The organism is Bartonella sp. AP1QHHD (assembly GCF_042196265.1).
Lineage (GTDB): Bacteria > Pseudomonadota > Alphaproteobacteria > Rhizobiales > Rhizobiaceae > Bartonella.
On record NZ_JBHIPW010000010.1, the window covers coordinates 1 to 17,746 of the forward strand.

The 17,746-nt window shown below is 38.1% G+C and carries 7 protein-coding genes, 2 tRNA genes and 2 pseudogenes; 5 read left to right on the forward strand and 6 right to left on the reverse strand.

From position 1 onward, the window contains the following. Nucleotides 1-88 precede the first annotated feature (88 nt). Nucleotides 89-162: transfer RNA gene (locus ACFIME_RS01550), tRNA-Gln, on the reverse strand. 261 nt (nucleotides 163-423) lie between these two features. Between ACFIME_RS01550 and ACFIME_RS01555 the strand changes: the two genes are divergently transcribed. The 3 genes and pseudogenes from ACFIME_RS01555 to ACFIME_RS01565 all read left to right on the forward strand — a co-directional run. Continuing rightward, nucleotides 424-834, forward strand: a complete 411-nt coding sequence (locus ACFIME_RS01555; protein ID WP_375684380.1) for a VOC family protein — start codon at nucleotides 424-426, stop codon at nucleotides 832-834. Between the two features lie 217 nt (nucleotides 835-1,051). Further along, nucleotides 1,052-1,141 (forward strand): annotated as a pseudogene (locus ACFIME_RS01560) (DNA adenine methylase); the annotation flags it as partial. Between the two features lie 1,236 nt (nucleotides 1,142-2,377). After that, nucleotides 2,378-2,583 (forward strand): annotated as a pseudogene (locus ACFIME_RS01565) (DNA adenine methylase); the annotation flags it as partial. Between the two features lie 139 nt (nucleotides 2,584-2,722). On the opposite strand, the gene ACFIME_RS01570 reads toward ACFIME_RS01565, so the two are convergent. The 5 genes from ACFIME_RS01570 to ACFIME_RS01590 form a co-directional block, all read right to left on the reverse strand. Further along, a tRNA-Gln gene (locus ACFIME_RS01570) sits at nucleotides 2,723-2,796 on the reverse strand. Between the two features lie 64 nt (nucleotides 2,797-2,860). Beyond that, nucleotides 2,861-3,619 (reverse strand): ABC transporter ATP-binding protein, encoded by a 759-nt coding sequence (locus ACFIME_RS01575; protein WP_375684381.1) that lies wholly within the window; start codon nucleotides 3,617-3,619, stop codon nucleotides 2,861-2,863. After that, entirely contained in the window at nucleotides 3,616-4,491 is an 876-nt protein-coding gene (locus tag ACFIME_RS01580) for an iron chelate uptake ABC transporter family permease subunit (RefSeq protein WP_375618486.1), read from the reverse strand. The genes ACFIME_RS01575 and ACFIME_RS01580 overlap by 4 nt, the downstream gene beginning before the upstream one ends. 67 nt (nucleotides 4,492-4,558) lie before the next feature. After that, nucleotides 4,559-5,515: an ABC transporter permease gene (locus ACFIME_RS01585; protein WP_375684382.1), complete on the reverse strand. Its 957-nt coding sequence runs from the start codon at nucleotides 5,513-5,515 to the stop codon at nucleotides 4,559-4,561. A gap of 103 nt (nucleotides 5,516-5,618) precedes the next feature. After that, nucleotides 5,619-6,569: a siderophore ABC transporter substrate-binding protein gene (locus ACFIME_RS01590; RefSeq protein ID WP_375684383.1), complete on the reverse strand. Its 951-nt coding sequence runs from the start codon at nucleotides 6,567-6,569 to the stop codon at nucleotides 5,619-5,621. 197 nt (nucleotides 6,570-6,766) lie between these two features. On the opposite strand from ACFIME_RS01590, the gene ACFIME_RS01595 reads away from it, so the two are divergent. Both ACFIME_RS01595 and ACFIME_RS01600 read left to right on the forward strand, forming a co-directional pair. Continuing rightward, complete coding sequence (locus ACFIME_RS01595) at nucleotides 6,767-13,315, forward strand: autotransporter outer membrane beta-barrel domain-containing protein (protein ID WP_375684384.1); 6,549 nt, start codon at nucleotides 6,767-6,769, stop codon at nucleotides 13,313-13,315. Between the two features lie 675 nt (nucleotides 13,316-13,990). Continuing rightward, nucleotides 13,991-17,110: an autotransporter outer membrane beta-barrel domain-containing protein gene (locus tag ACFIME_RS01600; RefSeq protein ID WP_375684385.1), complete on the forward strand. Its 3,120-nt coding sequence runs from the start codon at nucleotides 13,991-13,993 to the stop codon at nucleotides 17,108-17,110. Nucleotides 17,111-17,746: the final 636 nt, after the last annotated feature.

Below are 17,746 nucleotides of genomic sequence, written 5' to 3' on the forward strand. Positions count from 1 at the left end.
AACCCCTTAAAAACTCTTTGAAAAAAATAAATTGGTACAAAACCTAGTGGCAAATTATACAAAACCTGCTGGCAAGCTACAATACAACTGGCTGGGGAACTTGGATTCGAACCAAGATTGACGGAGTCAGAGTCCGCTGTTCTACCATTAAACTATTCCCCAATAAGCCAATTTTACCATTTCTAGCAGATTCTATAGTGTAGGCAAGTGCAAAAAATCTTTAGATTATCGATAATAAAGAGCGATAGGGATATCATTATAATCCCAGTATGGGCGGACTCGATATTTTAGCATATAGCAATAAGTGAGTAAAAACATATAAATAGAGCACACCGCGAACGGAGGCATCACAAACTCTTTTTGGAATATTCCCTAATATAGGTGTATCATGTCAGGCAGTTACTACTAAATCATGGAGAATTTATGAGTAATATCCCTACTTATCCTGTTACCCCAAACCTACAGTTGGTATACGTCTCAAACATAGAGTATTCTACGGCTTTTTACAAATTCATCTTCAAGAAAGAACCTGTGTTTACCTCGCCACGCTATGTTGCATTTGCTTCTTCGGGGGATGCTCTCTTTGCTCTCTGGTCTGGGGGCGATAAGCCTGAGGAAAATGTGCCTCGTTTTTCAGAAATCGGCATTATGTTGCCGACAGGAGAGGACGTAGATAAGCTCTATGCGGAATGGAAAGAGCAAACCACTGTTGAGATAAATGTTTTGAAGGAACCGTATACTGATGTATTTGGACGTACCTTCCTAATCAAAGATCCAGACGGACATATTATTTTATTCGTGTTTGTCCACTGGATTAAAAAGCTTGAGATCTGATCTTTAATCGTCTGAATTATAATACCTGAATTATAATAATTGTCTGTTTCCAAAACCTATAAGCTATGTACGCTAAGAGGCTTACTTACGACGCGTGGCTTATCCGTTCGGTGCTGTTCCATTATATTCAGCCCCACAACCTGTCTGTTTCTACAGGCGGTCTAATTGGTTTGGGGCGTCAGTCGGCGTTATTGCATGGCCAGTGATCAGTACTTGTAAAATCATAGAAGCTATCCCTCATCGCACTTATATTGAGCCTTTTATTGGAATGGGAGGAATATTCTTTACAAGGAAATTGATATCTTTATGAAGTTAAAAAGGTATTGTACATAAAAACTAATAAAATCAATACATTAAGTGCAGTTATTTTGTATGAATCCACTTAAGAATCCATACTTTTATGCATGTTTGAATTGATCATTTTTTATATAAGAATGCCATGGATGTATAGACTATAAAAAGCAAATCATGATGCAAATACTATAACGCATGGGTGCATTCAAATGAAATGAAAAGCGGTTATCATTGATAACGTATCATAAATTTTATGATACGTTTTTATTATAGCACAAATCACATTGTTTTAAATTTCAGTCGTTTGGAATTATCGATAACATAAATTGCATACGTTTAAGAATGGGATGTGTTTTGCTCTTTATTTGAGTGTAACCTTAAAAGGAATAATCGTTTGAAACTATCATAAGCTTATAGATTGAGTTCATAAAGATTGCATAAAAGGGTTTAAAGATAAGATCGTTTTTAAAAACGCTTACTAAAAAGTTAGTAAATCATAGGCAGGCATTATATAGATACTATCATCACAATATAGAATGAAAATCACAATGTTACGTCTTATGAAACCGAAAACCTTTTAATGATATAACGCAAGCAAGCGAGCAAAAAACGTTTTAAAAGTTACAGTTTAAAAATACGAAACCAAATGAGCTCTCTCAAAATTTGGGGGGGCACCTATTGAAAAAAAGATGAGGCAGCAAAATTCAAAACCATTGTAACATCTAAGGCATGGGATTTTACTCAATTTTGAGTCAAAAGCTATAATGTTTAAAGATGGCTATTCTAAAGATAACGCCTCCAAAATTGGATTGGTTAATTTTGCCAACTCAAATTTGAGCTGGTTAATTTGCAAAGAAGTTACATTTGAGTGCAAAATGAAAAAATGCTTATGAAAGCCTTATTGAGAAGACATTCATTTAAGATGCATTTTCTTTTGATTGGATTGATAAAGTTACCAAGCGTTTATAGATTCTATAATGCTAATGAATGATATCAAAATCATAGCGATCATTTACGTTTCTTTTGATAAGTTTTCATATTTCTAAATAGAGCACTTGCAATATGATACGTTTTGTATATATGAATTTATTACTCCATTGTGGATGATTCATTTGAATCTTATAATCAATATCTGAAAGCCGCGTCATATCATTTGGCTCGGCTTTCTTTTTTGAATTCTCTCTTTAGATAGGTTTATAGCTATTAGATAAGGCTTTCCCATAAACAGAGCCAGATATACGTGTATTACTATGGAAAGGATTTATTTGCGAGAGGATTACCAGACGATGTTTGCTTTGCTTGTGCAAGAGAAAAATTCTTCTTTCTCAATGATGTGCCTCAGATCCGAAAAATCTTTAGCCAATTTAAGATAAAAGGGGGTGGCACATCTTATACATGTGGTTCAAAGAATCCGCACCGGCTCAAGAGCTTATTATCCCAAATTGCGATTTTTAGAGGAAGAGAAAAATATGCATTAAAGGGATTTTAAATGACCCTTGAAAGTTTTTGAAGATCCTTTAAAAAAAAATAAATTGATGCAAAACCTGCTTTCAAATTATACAAAACCCGATGACAAGCTACAATCATTAAAGACTGGCTGGGGAACTTGGATTCGAACCAAGATTGACGAAGTCAAAGTCCGCTGTTCTACCATTAAACTATTCCCCAATAAGCCAATTTTACTATCCCTAGCAGATTCTATAGTGCATGCAAGCGCAAAAAATCTTTATGATTATCGATAATAAAGAGCGATAGGGATGTCATTAATTGTTTTGATTTGAATATCGACATCATAGATGTCTTTAAGAATTTTTGGTTGCATAATTTCTTTTGGAGTCCCACAATAGGCCGTTTTTCCATTTTTCAATGCAACAATCATATCTGAATAAGATGAGGCAAAATTAATATCGTGCATAACAATAAGAATGGTTTTTTTCAGTTCATCAGCTGTGCGGCGTAATTGCTTCATCATAGAAACGGCATGTTTCATATCCAGATTGTTTAATGGTTCATCTAAGAGAAGATAATCAGTGTCTTGGCAGATAACCATTGCTATAAAAGCGCGTTGACGCTGACCGCCAGAAAGCTCATCTAAAAAACGGTCTTTTAAATCTTGTAAGCCGAGATAGCGTAGTGCACTGTCGATAAATTGTTTATCTTCATGTGTATACCAGCCTTTTGAATAAGGATAGCGTCCAAAACTCACTAAATCGTACACGGTTAAGCGAAAAGACAAAGGATTTTCTTGACGCAGAATTGAGAGTTTTTGAGCCAAAATATCGAGGGGCATTTTATCAATATCAAAGCCGTCGATATGAATTGTCCCATTATGGTGTGGCAAAAGACGTCTTATCAGCATTAAAAGAGTGGACTTTCCGGAACCATTGGGCCCAATGAGAGAAATAATCCCCCCTTTTGGAAGATGAAGGCATAAATTATCGATAATCAATCGTGCTCCGTAAGCTTTGGAAAGATGATTGATCTCAATCATTTTAGTTTTCCCTTCATCAGTAACATTAAGAAAACAATTCCCCCACAAAACTCAATGATAAAACTTAAACGCCCTGCCATATGAAAAATTTGTTCTAAAATAAATTGTCCCCCCACCAAACAAATAATAGCCAATAATATTGCAATTGGAACAACAATACTGTGTTTTGCTTGAGGAGAAAGTTCATAGGAAAGGTTGGCAACTAACAGTCCAAAAAAGGTGACGGGGCCTACTAATGCGGTGGAAATGGATACGAGAATGGAAACAAAAATAAGGACAGCTGTCGCACTTTTGTGGTAATTAACGCCAAGATTGAGGGCATTTTCACGTCCTAAAGCCAAGATATCAAGAAGATGACGGGAATGCCATCCAATCAGACTCACAATGAGGACAATGATTGTGGCAAAGCTTATTAACGGTGTATTGAATTTATTAAAATTTGCAAACATAATATCGGTTAAATTCATCATTTGGTCTGGATTTAGTTGCAATTGCATAAACATCCGTAAACTGAAAAAAAATCCGCCTAAAACAACACCGATTAAAAGCGTCAAATGAAGCCCTTTTAGGCTTCCTGAAAAGAGCCAGCGAAAAAGGCTTATTGAAAAAAGGATAAGAATGAGGGCTTCAAGAACAAGCTGTCCTTCTTCATTCAAAAAGGGCAAAGAAAGAGAGCCTACAAAATACATTAGGGCAGTCTTTATTAAAATATAAAGCTGATCAAATCCCATAATTGAAGGGGTAAGAAGACGGTTATTAACGATTGTTTGAAATAAAACCGTGGAAACGCTTATTGCATAGGCAATAAGAAGCAGAGAGGAAAGTTTTGTAAGACGAAATTTCCATGTATAAACATTGATATTCCACGTCATGTAAAGACTAATGACAGTGCATGCTATGATGATAAGTGTTGTTAGTACACATATTGTTTTTCTTCTTCTATCCAAGACGCTTTCTCCAGCGTAAAAGCAGTATCATAAAAATAAAACTACCGATTACACCCATTATGGTGCTGATGGGAATTTCAAGAGAGGGATGAATGATTCGTCCTAAAAGATCACAAATCAAGACCAATCCTGCACCGCTGATGGCCACCCAAGGAGCGGTATAGCGCATATTATCTCCCATGAAACTTGAAACAATATTTGGAATAATCAACCCAACAAAAGGAATACGGCCAATGGTACACACAACAACAGCAGTGATTGAGGCGACAATAAAAAGACCAAAAAACATGACAACACGATAATTCAATCCAAGGTTATTGGTTAAATCTTCTCCCAAACTTGCAACCGTAAAGCGATCAGCAGTACAATAGGCCAGAATAGAAAGGGGAAGAGATAGCCATAAGAGTTCATATTTTCCTTCAAGAACCATCGAAAAACTGCCAAATAAGTAAGCTTGAAGAGAAGGAAGTAACATTTCATAATCTGCAATGGCATTGGTTAAAGAGCCAATAATATAGCTTAGCATAATCCCTGTAAGAGGTACAATGAGAGCAGATTTTAGAGGAATGCGTTGCAATAAAAACATAAAAAGTAAAGTGCCTACCATGGCAAAAATTGTCGCAACGACCATTTTTCCTAAAACAGGAATATTGGGCCAAAAAATCATAATAAAAAGAATGCCAAGGGAAGCAGATTCAATGGTTCCAGTGGTTGATGGTTCGACAAAGCGATTGCGTGTTAATAGTTGCATAATCATGCCTGAAAGTGCAAGTGCTGCGCCTACTAAAAGGATTGCAATGGTACGAGGAAGACGTGTTTGCCAAAAAATAAGCCACGCATGGGGATCGGCTGCGAAAAGGTTAGAAGGTGTGACATCAGAATAACCAACAAAAATGCTGAGGATAGACAGGAAAATTAAAAGTGTTATGGTTATCCAGTAATTCTTCACGTTAAATCATTTTCTAACAAAATCTACAAAAAGCAAAGACTGCTTAATAAACAACCTCTGCTTTTAAATTTTATTTATATAGCAAGCAAGCTCTTTCGTGCGCTTATTTGCTTTTTGTAAAGGCTTCATTGATCTGCTGTGCGGTTTCAATGAGTGCCGTTAAACCACCATTTGCACGATACCAGCTCCAAGAGTCCAAATAAATAATTTGGTTTTGTTTGCTTGCTGTTGTGCGGTGAACAAGCTCATTGTTGAGCAATTGTGCTGCGGATTGTCCTTCCCGTCCAATGGCTGCATCGCGATCAATCACTAACAACCAATCAGGATTGGTTTCAAGAATGAATTCAGGAGAAATGAGTTGTCCATGTTTTTGCACGGTAAGTTTATCGGTTGCAGGAGCAATTCCAAAAGCGGAGTGAAAAATATCGAAACGTGATTTTGGTCCGAAAGCACTGATTTTTCCACCAGAGGTCATGAGTATGAGCCCGGTGCCTTTTCCTTGGGTATTTTTACGGACTTCAGCAAAAGCTTCATTAATTTTTGCAATTTCCTTTTCTGCTTCTTGTGTTTTACCAAAAATTTTTCCAAGGATAGACACATTTCGTTTTATATCTTCAAGAGAATTTTCGTTTTCTACGGTTAGATCAATTGTTGGGGCTATTTTGGATAAGTCTTTATATTTTGCTTGAGTTCTGGAGGAAATAATAATCAAATCAGGTTGAAGAGTGGCAATTTTTTCATAATCTGGCTCAAAAACGGTTCCAATTCTTTCATATTTTGCATCGTCAAATTGTTGCAGATAGGAAGGTTTTTTTCCTTCAGGAAGGCCGACAACTGCTTGGATACCAAGGCGATTCATATTATCTAGCGAGGCAAGATCAAACACAACAACCTTTTGCGGAGAAGTGGGAACAGAAGTCGTTCCTGAAACATGATCAATCGTTACATTTGTCTGGGTACTCGTATTTGCAATACTCGTATGAGTCCACAAAACCGTTGCAAAGCTGATTGCAACCAGTAAAATAGAAGTCATCCATTTCATATATTTTATCATCGTGATTTTATCCTTTTATCTAATATTACAAAGGTTTGCGCACTTAAAAACTTAACTTTGGTATTTTATGCACAAAATGAAGCGTAAATAAATAACACTATGTTGTAAAGTTGACTGACATATGTTACAAATCGTTCACTTACCTCATTTTCACTTAATTCTAGTGTTTTTGCAACATTATTTAGAAAGTTTGACATATGATCAATGTATTTAAAAAGCGTACACGTTTGTACGCACTGACAACAAGTACTTTCTTCTTTTTACAAGGTGTAGATGTTTCTATGGGGAGTAGTTGGTTTTCACTGCCTTCATTTCCAAATCTAAGTGGATTTTCATCTCTGATGCCATCTTTTGGAAGTTTATCACAATCTCCTACACCTAAAGCAGTTGAATCACCTGCACCTCCTTTGCCACAAGTCGCTAGCCGAGAGGATGGTAATGGCGCTGGTGGCGCTGGTGTCCCTGGTGTTGGCGCTGGTGTCCCTGGTGTTGGCGCTGGTGTCCCTGGTGTTGGCGCTGGTGTTGGCGCTGGTGTCCCTGGTGCTGTCCCTGGTGGCGTTGGTGGTGTCCCTGGTGGCGTTGGTGGCGTTGGTGGTGTCCCTGGTGGCGTTGGTGGTGTCCCTGGTGGCGTTGGTGGCGTTGGTGGTGGCGTTGGTGGCGTTGGTGGTGTCCCCGGTACTAATACTCCTGCTTCTGGTGCTCCTGCTCCTGCTCCTGCTCCTGCTCCTGCTTCTGCTTCTGGTGCAAGTTCATGTTCTGATGGGAGTTTTAAGGCCCTTAACTCTGTGATCTGTTTTGATGGGCGTTTTCATACACTACAGAGAAGTACTATTGATGTGTTGAAATTTGGCGATAATGCTATGCATGTAACAGGACAGGTTACTCAGAAAGACGAGTATAAGGCAGGTGAGAAAGAAGTCTTGTATTTAGTTCGAGGGACAACTGTTGAGTTAAAGCACGTGTCTATTAGGGGGAAGGCTTTTCCAGAAGGTAATGTTATTTTGAGTTCTAATGAAAATGATGATTCTAAAAATTTAAATGGTTATCTTAATGCAAAAATGGGGGCGGGGGTATTAGCAACGCTTAATTCAAAAGTTAAGCTAGAAAATTCAAATATTAAGGAATTTATAGTCGGGGTTGATGCACAAAACGAAGGAAGGATTCATATGAAAGGTGGGGGGATCTATTACAGTCAGATAGGAGCTGCTAGTGATTTTGCGTCGTTTGTTTTTCTAGATAGAGTGAATTTTTATGCTGTTGGAGTTGGGTTGCACAGTTCTGGTAGATCTGGAATTATGATGCAATCTGGGTCGATTAATCTTGATAAAGGGGGGGTGGGAGTTATAGCAGGGTATAAAGGGGTTGTAAAATTAGATGAGGTTCAGATTAATATTAAAAAGGGGGTAAGCGGGCGAAGTAGTGTTGATTCTACAGAATCTCCAAATCTTATTTTCTTGTCAGATGGGGGGTCTATTTCTTTTAATAAAGGAAGAGTTGAGAGTTCTGATGCAGTTGTTTTATTGGTTACTCGTGGTATTGACGAGTTTTTAGTCGGTCCAATGGATGATCGTGCTTTCGGAGCTGGTGTTTTGGCGAGTCGTTTTGTTATTGATGATAATTATAATGATAATGGTGATTCTATTTATGAAAAAGATGATATGCTTGAAATGAATGCACTCTATGATGTTTATCACGTTATGGATAATGCTTCTGAAGATGTTCTCTCTACTCTAAAATGGACTGTAGGTAATAGCAATGCTTTGCAATATATGCAAAGTATTACGGGTGATAGGGAGAATAAAAATTATTTTAAGATTAAAGCTGATATTAAAGAATCAACTATTCAAATAACCGGAAAAGATTCTTATGGCATATATTTTAATACGGTATTTTCAGAAGATGAAAAAAAATCAGATGAAGAAGTACCCGTAAGAAGTTATGATGGTAATGAGAGCATGCAAATGGTTCTTTTAAAAAAAGCTACTCTTAGAATTCCAGAAGGTGTAGCTATTTATGGTGGTGATTTAAATGGTGCTGTCATTTTAGGAGAGGGTAGTGTTCTTTCGGGTGATCTATTTTTAAAAGCTGAAGCTCGTTCTAATCTGTTGGTGCATGCTCATAAATCTTCAATTATAGGTGAAGCTCGTGTTGATGAGAATGCGAATGCTGCACTTTATTTGTCTCATTCAGGATTGTATTTAACAAAAAGTATCCATCATAAACAGGAGGAAAATACAAATCGTATAGATTCAAAACTTTCGTTTGTAGATCTTTCAGATAGTAGTATTGTATTTTTGCCTCCAAGCAGTGAAAATGAAGGTTATCAAATACTGCAAATTGGAAATGGACGAGGTGTAAGCCCTCTAGGTAACGGTTTCCGTGCTAATGGAGATGCTAGGCTTTATGTTAATGTGAATTTTGTTTCTGATAATTCAGATAATGTTAAGCTTGTGTCTGATAAGCTTTTGATTCGTGGTAATGTTTCTGGAACAACGAAGGTGTATGTAAATGATTCTTCTGTCATCACCACTTTAAATGACAAATTAGAAAATGGAGCGAAAGTTCAGCGTCAAGGTGTACAAAATCAAGATCGACGGGAGGAAAGTAGAAAAAAACCTGCCTCTCTTCAAATTATTCAAGTTTATGGAGAAGCAGAAGAAGATTCTTTTAAACTTGCTAATGAATATGTTACATTGCAGGGATCACCTTATCAATATGTTCTTAGGGCTTCTGGTCCAATGCAATATAGTGCTTCTGGTCCAATAAGATATTCCAGTAAACCAGGAAAACCTGAAAATAGACCTGAGGTAGTGTGGACTTTCAGCTTAGAAAGTAAATTAGAAAATGGTGAGAGGCGGCAAAGTATAGCTCATGGACCTCGTAATCGTACTGTTGTTTTTGATGTTTCGTCATCTGAAGATGAAGGCACTGTGTCTGGGGTAAATAGTTCTTCAGGATTAGATTCTTCATTAGTACCTGATCAAGTTACTGCTTCTGTTTTGCCAGGGAATCCTGAAACACTTGGGAGATCTGATGTAGAAGAGGCTGATGTATCTGTTGGAAATCCTGTTACAACTTCTGAAACAGAAGGACATACTCCATCTGCTTCACTAAGAGTTTTGACAACTGGGGAGACTGTTGATGGAAATGAAAGTAGAAGGAACCCGAATCCTTATATGCCGGAGGGAACTTTCAGTTATGGTGAAGAATTGGTAACAAGGGATGAGGATACGGGTATTCATCTTTTTTCTGGTGGTGGATATTCTCGCCAGAATGCAGGGGAAGTAGAATATAATATAACAGGTTACGATGGTTCTGATACAGGTTATGGTGATTATACTATAGTTGGTGTGAATTCTCTAGGTACAAATAGACCTTCTCCATTACCGGAAGCAGAAAATAGATCAGAGGTGACAACAGATGAAGGTGGACTTACTCAGACTGTTGAGCCTTCTGTTACTCTTGGTGTATCTGAGAGATCTGAATCTGTAGACCCTGCTGTACCTAATTCACTTTTGAGATCTGATACCGGTCAAGAAGATCTTACAAATGGTGGATCTGACGGTGTAGTGAGTGAAGTATCTGAAGTTGTAACGTCTCTTCCTTCTCCTACTACGTCTTCTGTTATTTCTACTGGATCTGGGGAGGACGCATCTATAGGTGATGTAAGTCATGAAGAAGCTGGAAATGGGACTTCTACAACATCTTCTGTTACTTCTACTGTATCTGGGGGGGATACATCTACTAATCTTGTAAGATCTGATACAGGTGGGATTTCTGTGATATCGGCAGATGGGGTTTCTGGAACATCTGGGTATCATATTGTGTCGAATATGCTTACACCTATAAAATCAGCAGCTTCCACGAAGCCTTCTACTTCTGAGGCTTCCGCAAAACCTGTTGCGCTTTCTGAGGGATCTGTTGGGCGTATTCTTGTGCCTAGCCATTCTGCTAATGGGGATGTTCCTTCTAAGGAAGCGATTTCTTCTACATGTGATGATATGAATAATGGTGAGGAGAGATCACGGACTACTTATTTGTGTAGTGATGGTAAATCGCGGACAATAAAAAACTTTACGTTGAAGGCAAGTGATAAAACTCAGCATCCTATGCATGTAAAAAATCAGGATACGGTTATTAAGTTAGAGGGAGCTATCATTAGTGGTGCAGATTTTTCTGACAGTGAAACTAATGTTGATTTTGCTACATCAAAACGCGTGAGTGCTGTGCTTGCAGAAGACAATGGAGAAGTTGTTTTGGATAAGAAATCAAAAATCCAATCTTCTGTAATTGGGCTTGAAGCGCAAAATGGCGGAAAGGTTATGATGAATGATGGGACAGTCGATGCGCTTTATGTGGGCGCTTTGGCGGGTTCTGGATCATCTGTTAATTTAAAGAATACAACAATTAACGTAACGGGAGATTTGGTTGCGGCTGGTCTGGCGAGTAAGGCTGGTGAGATAACAATGAATACTGGAGCTATTACTTTGGCAAAGGGAGTGGCTGTGAGGTCAGAGGCTGGGGGAAGCGTTAAGTTAGACAAAGTTAGCATTACTGCGAAAAAAGCGCAGAATAAGTTAGATTCAGCAGAGAATTTAGAGCGTGCAGCTTTTCTGGTGAGTGATAATGCTTCTGTTGATTTTAAGAACGGAAATGTTGTTACTGATGCCCATGCTGTGTGGGTTATGAAGAGTGGGGATGCTGTTGAGACGGGTTCTTCTAGGAGAAGGAGATCCTCTGACGTTCGTTCTACTATGAATCACGTAAATATCGAGTCTTCTACTGTTAAAGTGGAAGGTGACGGAGTCTACGGCATATATTTTGATGGGGGAACACAGAAGGAAGCGAGACAACAAAATCGAAGTAAGGATTTAGCAACTGAGCAAACAAGTGTTGTTAAGCGGAGCGCTGTATCCAAACAGGAGAATGCAACTATAGGCGTAACGGGGGCAATTTCATTGAAAAAAACTGATTTTGAAGTTGCAAATGGTATAGCTATCTATGGTAATAATTCTGGTGGTCGTGTTTCATTAGAAAATAAAACAACCCTTGCTGGTGACTTGTTATTAAAAGCCGAGAATGATTCGAACATATTGGTTTCAGTTGATAATTCTATTGTTACAGGCGGTGTTCGCGTTGGTAAAAATTCTTATGCAAAATTAGACTTGGCTAATAATTCACAGTGGATTCTAAAAAGAAGTGCACAGAGGAATTTGGAGACTCTAGATTCAGGATGTGTGGATTCATGCATTTCTTCTGTAAGTCTTGTAAATAGTGCTATTGATTTTGCACCTTCGGAATCTGAAGGAAAATATCAGACTCTCCATATTGGAAATGGGAAAGGAACTATTTATGCGGCACAGGGTAATACTGTAATTCATCTCAATGCACGTTTAAATCCTCGTGATCCGAGTGATCAGCAAGTCACTGATCGGCTTGTCATTCATGGTGATGTTTCTGGAAAAACAAAAATACATGTACGAGGTGATGCGGGCAATGTAGGAGATGGTAAAGCGAATGCCAAGATTGCTCATACTGTTTCAATTATTCAGGTCTATGGTCAAGCGAAGAAAGACTCTTTCCAACTCGATGGCAATTATGTTGCACTGAGAAACTCACCTTACAAATACACCCTTCGTGCTTATGCTCCAGAAGCGACTTCGAAACAGGAGCATGTTCAGCAGAAATTTGTTAAGGATGGTGGAGAATTTTGGAATTTCCGTTTAGAAAATCAGTATGTTAAGTCTGTTGGATCTGCTGCCCTTCCTGAACAATTTGTAAGGTCTGTTGTTCCACAGGTTCCAACTTATCTCAGCTTGCCTAATAGTGTATTCCACGCTGGTTTGATGGATATTAGCAATCAAAATAAGCAATTGGAGACGTTACGGATGACTTCTACAGGAATGGTAGAGGTTCGTGAAAATCCCGCTTTATACTTGCGCGGCTATGGTGGAAGTTATCATTATGCTTCAGATCTGTCCGCACTTGAATATGGTTACGGAGGTGATCTTAGTTATAATGGTGTAGAGGCAGGTGTTTTGCTGCAAACTATTGAAAATGCTGACAGTGCTATATCCTTTGGCGTTATGGGAACTTATGGAAAACTTTCTCTGCAGCCTGTGAATGTTGAGTACAGTCAGAAGAGTGCATTTGATAAATGGACTGCTACGGTATATGGTAGCATGCAGCATAATGTTGGCTTCTATGTCGACGGTCTTTTATCCTATGGTCTGTTCAAAGGTGATGTTCTCACCCTTGCACGGGGTAAAACAGCAACATTAAAAGGTAATCCTTTGAGTGTTTCTTTAGCTGGTGGTCAGACAATTATGACAGGATATAAGGGCTTTGTCTTTGATCCGCAGGTTCAGGTTGTGTATCAACATCTCCAGTTTAATAAGGCCCGTGATATCGACAATTTTAATATTGAAATGGGTAACCTTAATCAGTGGGTAGCACGTGTTGGTGGACGTTTAACCAAGATTCCTACAGGTTCTGAAGGCGTGAATGCTGTTGCTTTCTATGGTAAGCTTTATCTTGCTCATGGTTTTGAAGGAAAACAGTCTGTGCATTTCAATGATGCTTTCAAGTTAGGAGCTTTTGGTTCTTCTCTAGAGGCTGGATTAGGTTTTAATGCCAAATTGTTGCCACAGTTCTCTCTGCATGCTGATATTCTCTATCAACATAAGCTTAATAAGGCTGGTTTTTCGGGAACAAGTTTTTCCGGAGGAGTACGTTATCAGTTTTAATATAAGGTACACTATGTACCTTTTTAGAAAAGGCAGCACATTGTGCTGCCTTTTTTCTTTATAACAACTTGTGTTGTTCTTAAAAAATCTCGTCTTCTTGATTGAGCAAAAAAGACATAGTTTGTTTATGCATGAGAGCACTTTTCTCCGCTAAAGCGAATTTTCTTAAAATTTATGCTGCTACTGATGCGATAGAGTGCCTCGCTTTTATCGGCTTTTTAAGCGTTCAGCAGACCGGTATGCGTTACGTTATTCTTTTTGGTACTGTATTGATATTATCTAATATAATATTTGATGTTTTCTAAAGCTCGTTTTTGAGAGTTTGTTTTCTACTGATTTAAGTCATTGTTTCATTCATCTCCTTGTGGATTAATTTTTAAAGATCACAAGGTTTGATTGTGTTTTTAATTAATTGCACGCACTGGTTTTATTTTTTCTTTACACGAAATACAGAATGCATTATACACTCATAAAGTGTGTTTTGTAATTGTTCTCTTATAGGTGGTTTTGGCGTAGAGCTTCTGCCAAATGTATTGGGATAATTCATTACACAGTTCAGATGAGCATGAGGCATGTTCTTTTTGTTACACTTTTCGTATTTTTGAGGTGTGCAATGGGGTGTTTTGTAAGTGCTTTTGTTTTTAATGAGAGGGGAAGGAAAGTTTCGAGGGAACTATGATTAAAGTTTTTAGAAATCATCTATGTTTATGTGCTTGTACAACAGCTATCCTCTCTTTGCTTCAAAATGGAAGAGAAGTTTATGCGGCTGCAGAGGGGAAGGATAGTAAACCTTATGTTATAAAGGTTATCCCAGTTGTCTCTGCTAATTCTTCTCCTCATCTTAGCGGGAGTAATAAGCATAAGCTTCCTGGAGAGAGTGGGGATAATTATTACCCTTCTAATATGATTAATGTTGGCAATAACGATGAGGGTATTCGTGGGGGGAGCGATTATCGTCAGCTGAGTGGAGTGGAGGGATGGAATGGACATAAGGATAATGTAAATAACTCTGTTAAAGATGCAGACTCTGATGGAAGAGATGTGAGTCCTGGGTTTTATTACTATAATGGGTTGTATTATATATGCGATAATTGCGGGGAGTCTAAAATTGATAATAAATCTTATAAAATTACGAATGAAAACGCTTCCTTCTATCCTGATGATCCTACTGCTATAACGGTTAAAGGAATAGGTACAGAAGTTCGCGGGAAGAATGTAACGGTTAGTAGTCAAGTTGCTGATAAAACTTTTCTAATGGGGGTGCACGTATTAGAGAACGGTAAGATTGCTTTGGAAGATCCGATTATCAAAAATACAGTTATAGCCCTTCGTGCGAGTGATGGCGTGATTGAGGTAAAAAATGGCAAGATTAAGGAAAGCCATGAGGGTGTTGATGCAACAGAGAATTCGTTTGTTCTTTTAGAGGATACAGAAATTAAGACCGCTAATGGGAACGCAAGCATTTTAAGTTATGATCATTCAGAAGTTTGGATGTCAGGTGGATCAGTTGATTTTATGAATAGCCACGGGATTTCTTCGATGTTAGGTGGAAAAGTAAATCTCGAGGATGTTAAAATTACTGGGAAGGGTAAAGAAAAAAATTCGGATAATCATGCGGTTTTGCGTACGGATTTAGAGGGGACTGTTAATTTAAAAGGTACTACTATTCGTGCTATGGATGTCCATGGCATATTATTAGAAAATACAGTTGATTCTATTCCTCTGCAGGAAGTTAAAGATTTATCAAATGAGGACTCTGATTCAAAAATTCCTGTGACTGAAGTTAATATGAAATCCTCTTCTGTTACCGTAAAGGGTGAGGGATCTTATGGTATCTATTTTCAGGGAGAGAAGCCATGGAGCGAAGGTGGAGGTAAAAAAGAAGAGATTTCATTAGAGGAAGAAAAAGCTCCACCACGATTGGAAGTTGTTAATTTGGATACAACAGAGTTTTCTGTTTTAGACGATACGGCTCTTTATGGTAAAAACGTTATTTCTGGTGCGGTGAGTTTGATGAAAAGCGCTCTTCGTTCAGGGAATTTTTTATTAAGAGCTGAGAAAGGGGCTTCTATAACGGTTTTGGCTGACGGTTCTACTCTTGAAGGACGCACACACGTTGATAAAAATTCTAATGCCGAACTTTATTTGGGAGGCCGTTCTAAATGGATTTTACCACAACAGGTGCAAAAAGATCAACATGGGGCTGCTCATGATTCTTCTATTTCACTCGTTAGTCTTATGGGTGAGAGCTCTATTAATTTTAAAAGACATGAATCTTCTTCTGCTGATGATTATCAAACTCTTCGTATTGGAAAGGGAAAGGGTGAAGTTTATAGAGCACGGGACGGTGCCTCTATTTCCCTTAATAGCTATCTGAATACTGGTGGTGCTCTTGATCATCAAAAGACTGATCGTGTTTTAATTCATGGTGATGTTTCGGGAAAAACAAAACTACAAGTGCATGGAGTTTCAGGAAGTCCAGGAGGATACACGGGAAGGGGAGGAAATGATGAAGGTATTTCAATCATTCAGGTTTCTGGACAAGCAGAGCAAGATTCTTTTCAGTTGGAAGGTGGTTATGTAGCACTAGATAAATTACCTTATCAGTATAAGCTTTATAGTTATGGTCCAGGGTCTCATTTAGGAAAAGCAAACATGGATCAGAGATTAGTTGAAGGGAGCGGAGATTTTTGGGATTTCCGCCTTGAAAGTAGGTCTATAGATTCTGATGTTCAACCTAAACCAGATCCTGCTCCTAAGCCAATTCCGGGACCAGAACCTTCTCCAGAACCAGCTCCGGAGCCTCATCCTCGTCCTAAGCCGGGCGTTAAGGCTGTTGTTCCGCAGGTTCCGACTTATCTCCTTTTGCCTAATGCCTTACGTCATATTGGTTTGATGAATGTTAACAATCAAAATAAGCGGTTAGAAGCTTTGCGAATTACTTCTGGGGGCTTATTAGAAAGTCGTGAAAACCCTCTCTTTTTTGTGAGCGGTTATGGCGGCAATCATCGTTATACTTCAAATCTTTCCGCGCTTGAATATGGTTATGGCGGCGAGTTTAATTATAATGCCATAGAGGCAGGCGTTTTGCTGAAAGCAATCGAAAATATGTATGGTTCCACTTCTTTTGGAATTATCGGGGCTTACGAGAGATTTTCTTTGCAACCTTTGAATGTTGAGCAGAGTCAAAAAAGTACATTTGATAAATGGTCAGTTACGGCATATGGTGGTATGCAGCATGATGCAGGTTTTTACGTTGATGGTCTTGTGTCTTACGGCTTGTTTAAAGGTGATGTTCTAACAACTGCACGGGGCAAGACGGCAACATTAAAGGGTTTCCCTTTAAGTGCTTCATTAACTGCTGGTAAAACGTTTATGGTGGGGGAGGACGGTTTTGTTTTTGATCCGCAAGTTCAGGTTGTTTATCAATATCTTCAATTTAATAAGGTGCGTGATGTGGACGGCTTTGATATTGATTTAGGAAAACTTCATCAGTGGGTAGGGCGTGTTGGAGGACGTTTAACAAAGAGGCTGGTTGCTACTGATGAGGCTCAGGTTGTTTCTTTCTATGGCAAGCTTCATCTTGCTCATGGTTTTGAAGGAAAACAATTTGTGCATTTTAAAGATGCTTTTCAGCTAGGTGCTTTTGGTTCTTCGTTAGAAACTGGATTAGGTTTTAATGCCCAATTATCTCAAAATTTTGCGCTTTACGGCGATTTGGTTTATCAGCACAAACTAACGAAAGCTGGTTTTTCTGGAACGAGTTTTTCAGGTGGATTGCGTTATCATTTCTAGTATTATTTCTGTTTTTGATTAATCTTTCAAAAAGCTACAAGTTATACTTGTGGCTTTTTCTCATTATCTATTCATTTTGTGTTATAGCATTTTTACGAGAGTGTGACTTTGCATATCTTTAATATGCTTTTAGGTTGGACTTATTTCGTTTTTTTGAAAAGTCTGAAGGCTTGTACGTTATCGTTTCAAAACGCGTATTTCAGAGTGAATATTATAATATTTATAATATTTTGATTTATAAAGATATTTTTAATTTAGTGTGCTGAAATATTTTCAAGGATTTTATGATGAATCCATAAAAAGCACTCCTGTTCATATTATATGTAAAATTGGCAGGTGGATAATCGTTTAAGAAAGGAGTCAATATAATTTGGGGAATTATATTAAGAGGAGAGGATTTACAATATTAGAAATTAGCAAAGACAAAGATGCTACTCAGGCACAATGAGGGCTGTATCCGATGAACTTGATATTATACCCGCTGTCGTTGTGAAATGGGGATGGAAAAAATGAGAGATATCTGAGAAAATTGGTGAATGAGAAACATAATGACGTATTGTTTTTTGAAAGTGTGTTTTCTTTAAATGCATAAATAAAAAGATGAAGTCATGTGTCATCTTCACTTTTTAAAATATG

What these genes read in the sequence shown, in the direction of transcription:
- ACFIME_RS01555 (WP_375684380.1), top strand. Translation starts at nt 424, where the DNA reads ATGAGTAATATCCCTACTTATCCTGTTACCCCAAACCTACAGTTGGTA.
- ACFIME_RS01575 (WP_375684381.1), bottom strand. Translation starts at nt 3,619, where the DNA reads ATGATTGAGATCAATCATCTTTCCAAAGCTTACGGAGCACGATTGATT.
- ACFIME_RS01580 (WP_375618486.1), bottom strand. Translation starts at nt 4,491, where the DNA reads ATGACGTGGAATATCAATGTTTATACATGGAAATTTCGTCTTACAAAA.
- ACFIME_RS01590 (WP_375684383.1), bottom strand. Translation starts at nt 6,569, where the DNA reads ATGATAAAATATATGAAATGGATGACTTCTATTTTACTGGTTGCAATC.
- ACFIME_RS01595 (WP_375684384.1), top strand. Translation starts at nt 6,767, where the DNA reads ATGATCAATGTATTTAAAAAGCGTACACGTTTGTACGCACTGACAACA.
- ACFIME_RS01600 (WP_375684385.1), top strand. Translation starts at nt 13,991, where the DNA reads ATGATTAAAGTTTTTAGAAATCATCTATGTTTATGTGCTTGTACAACA.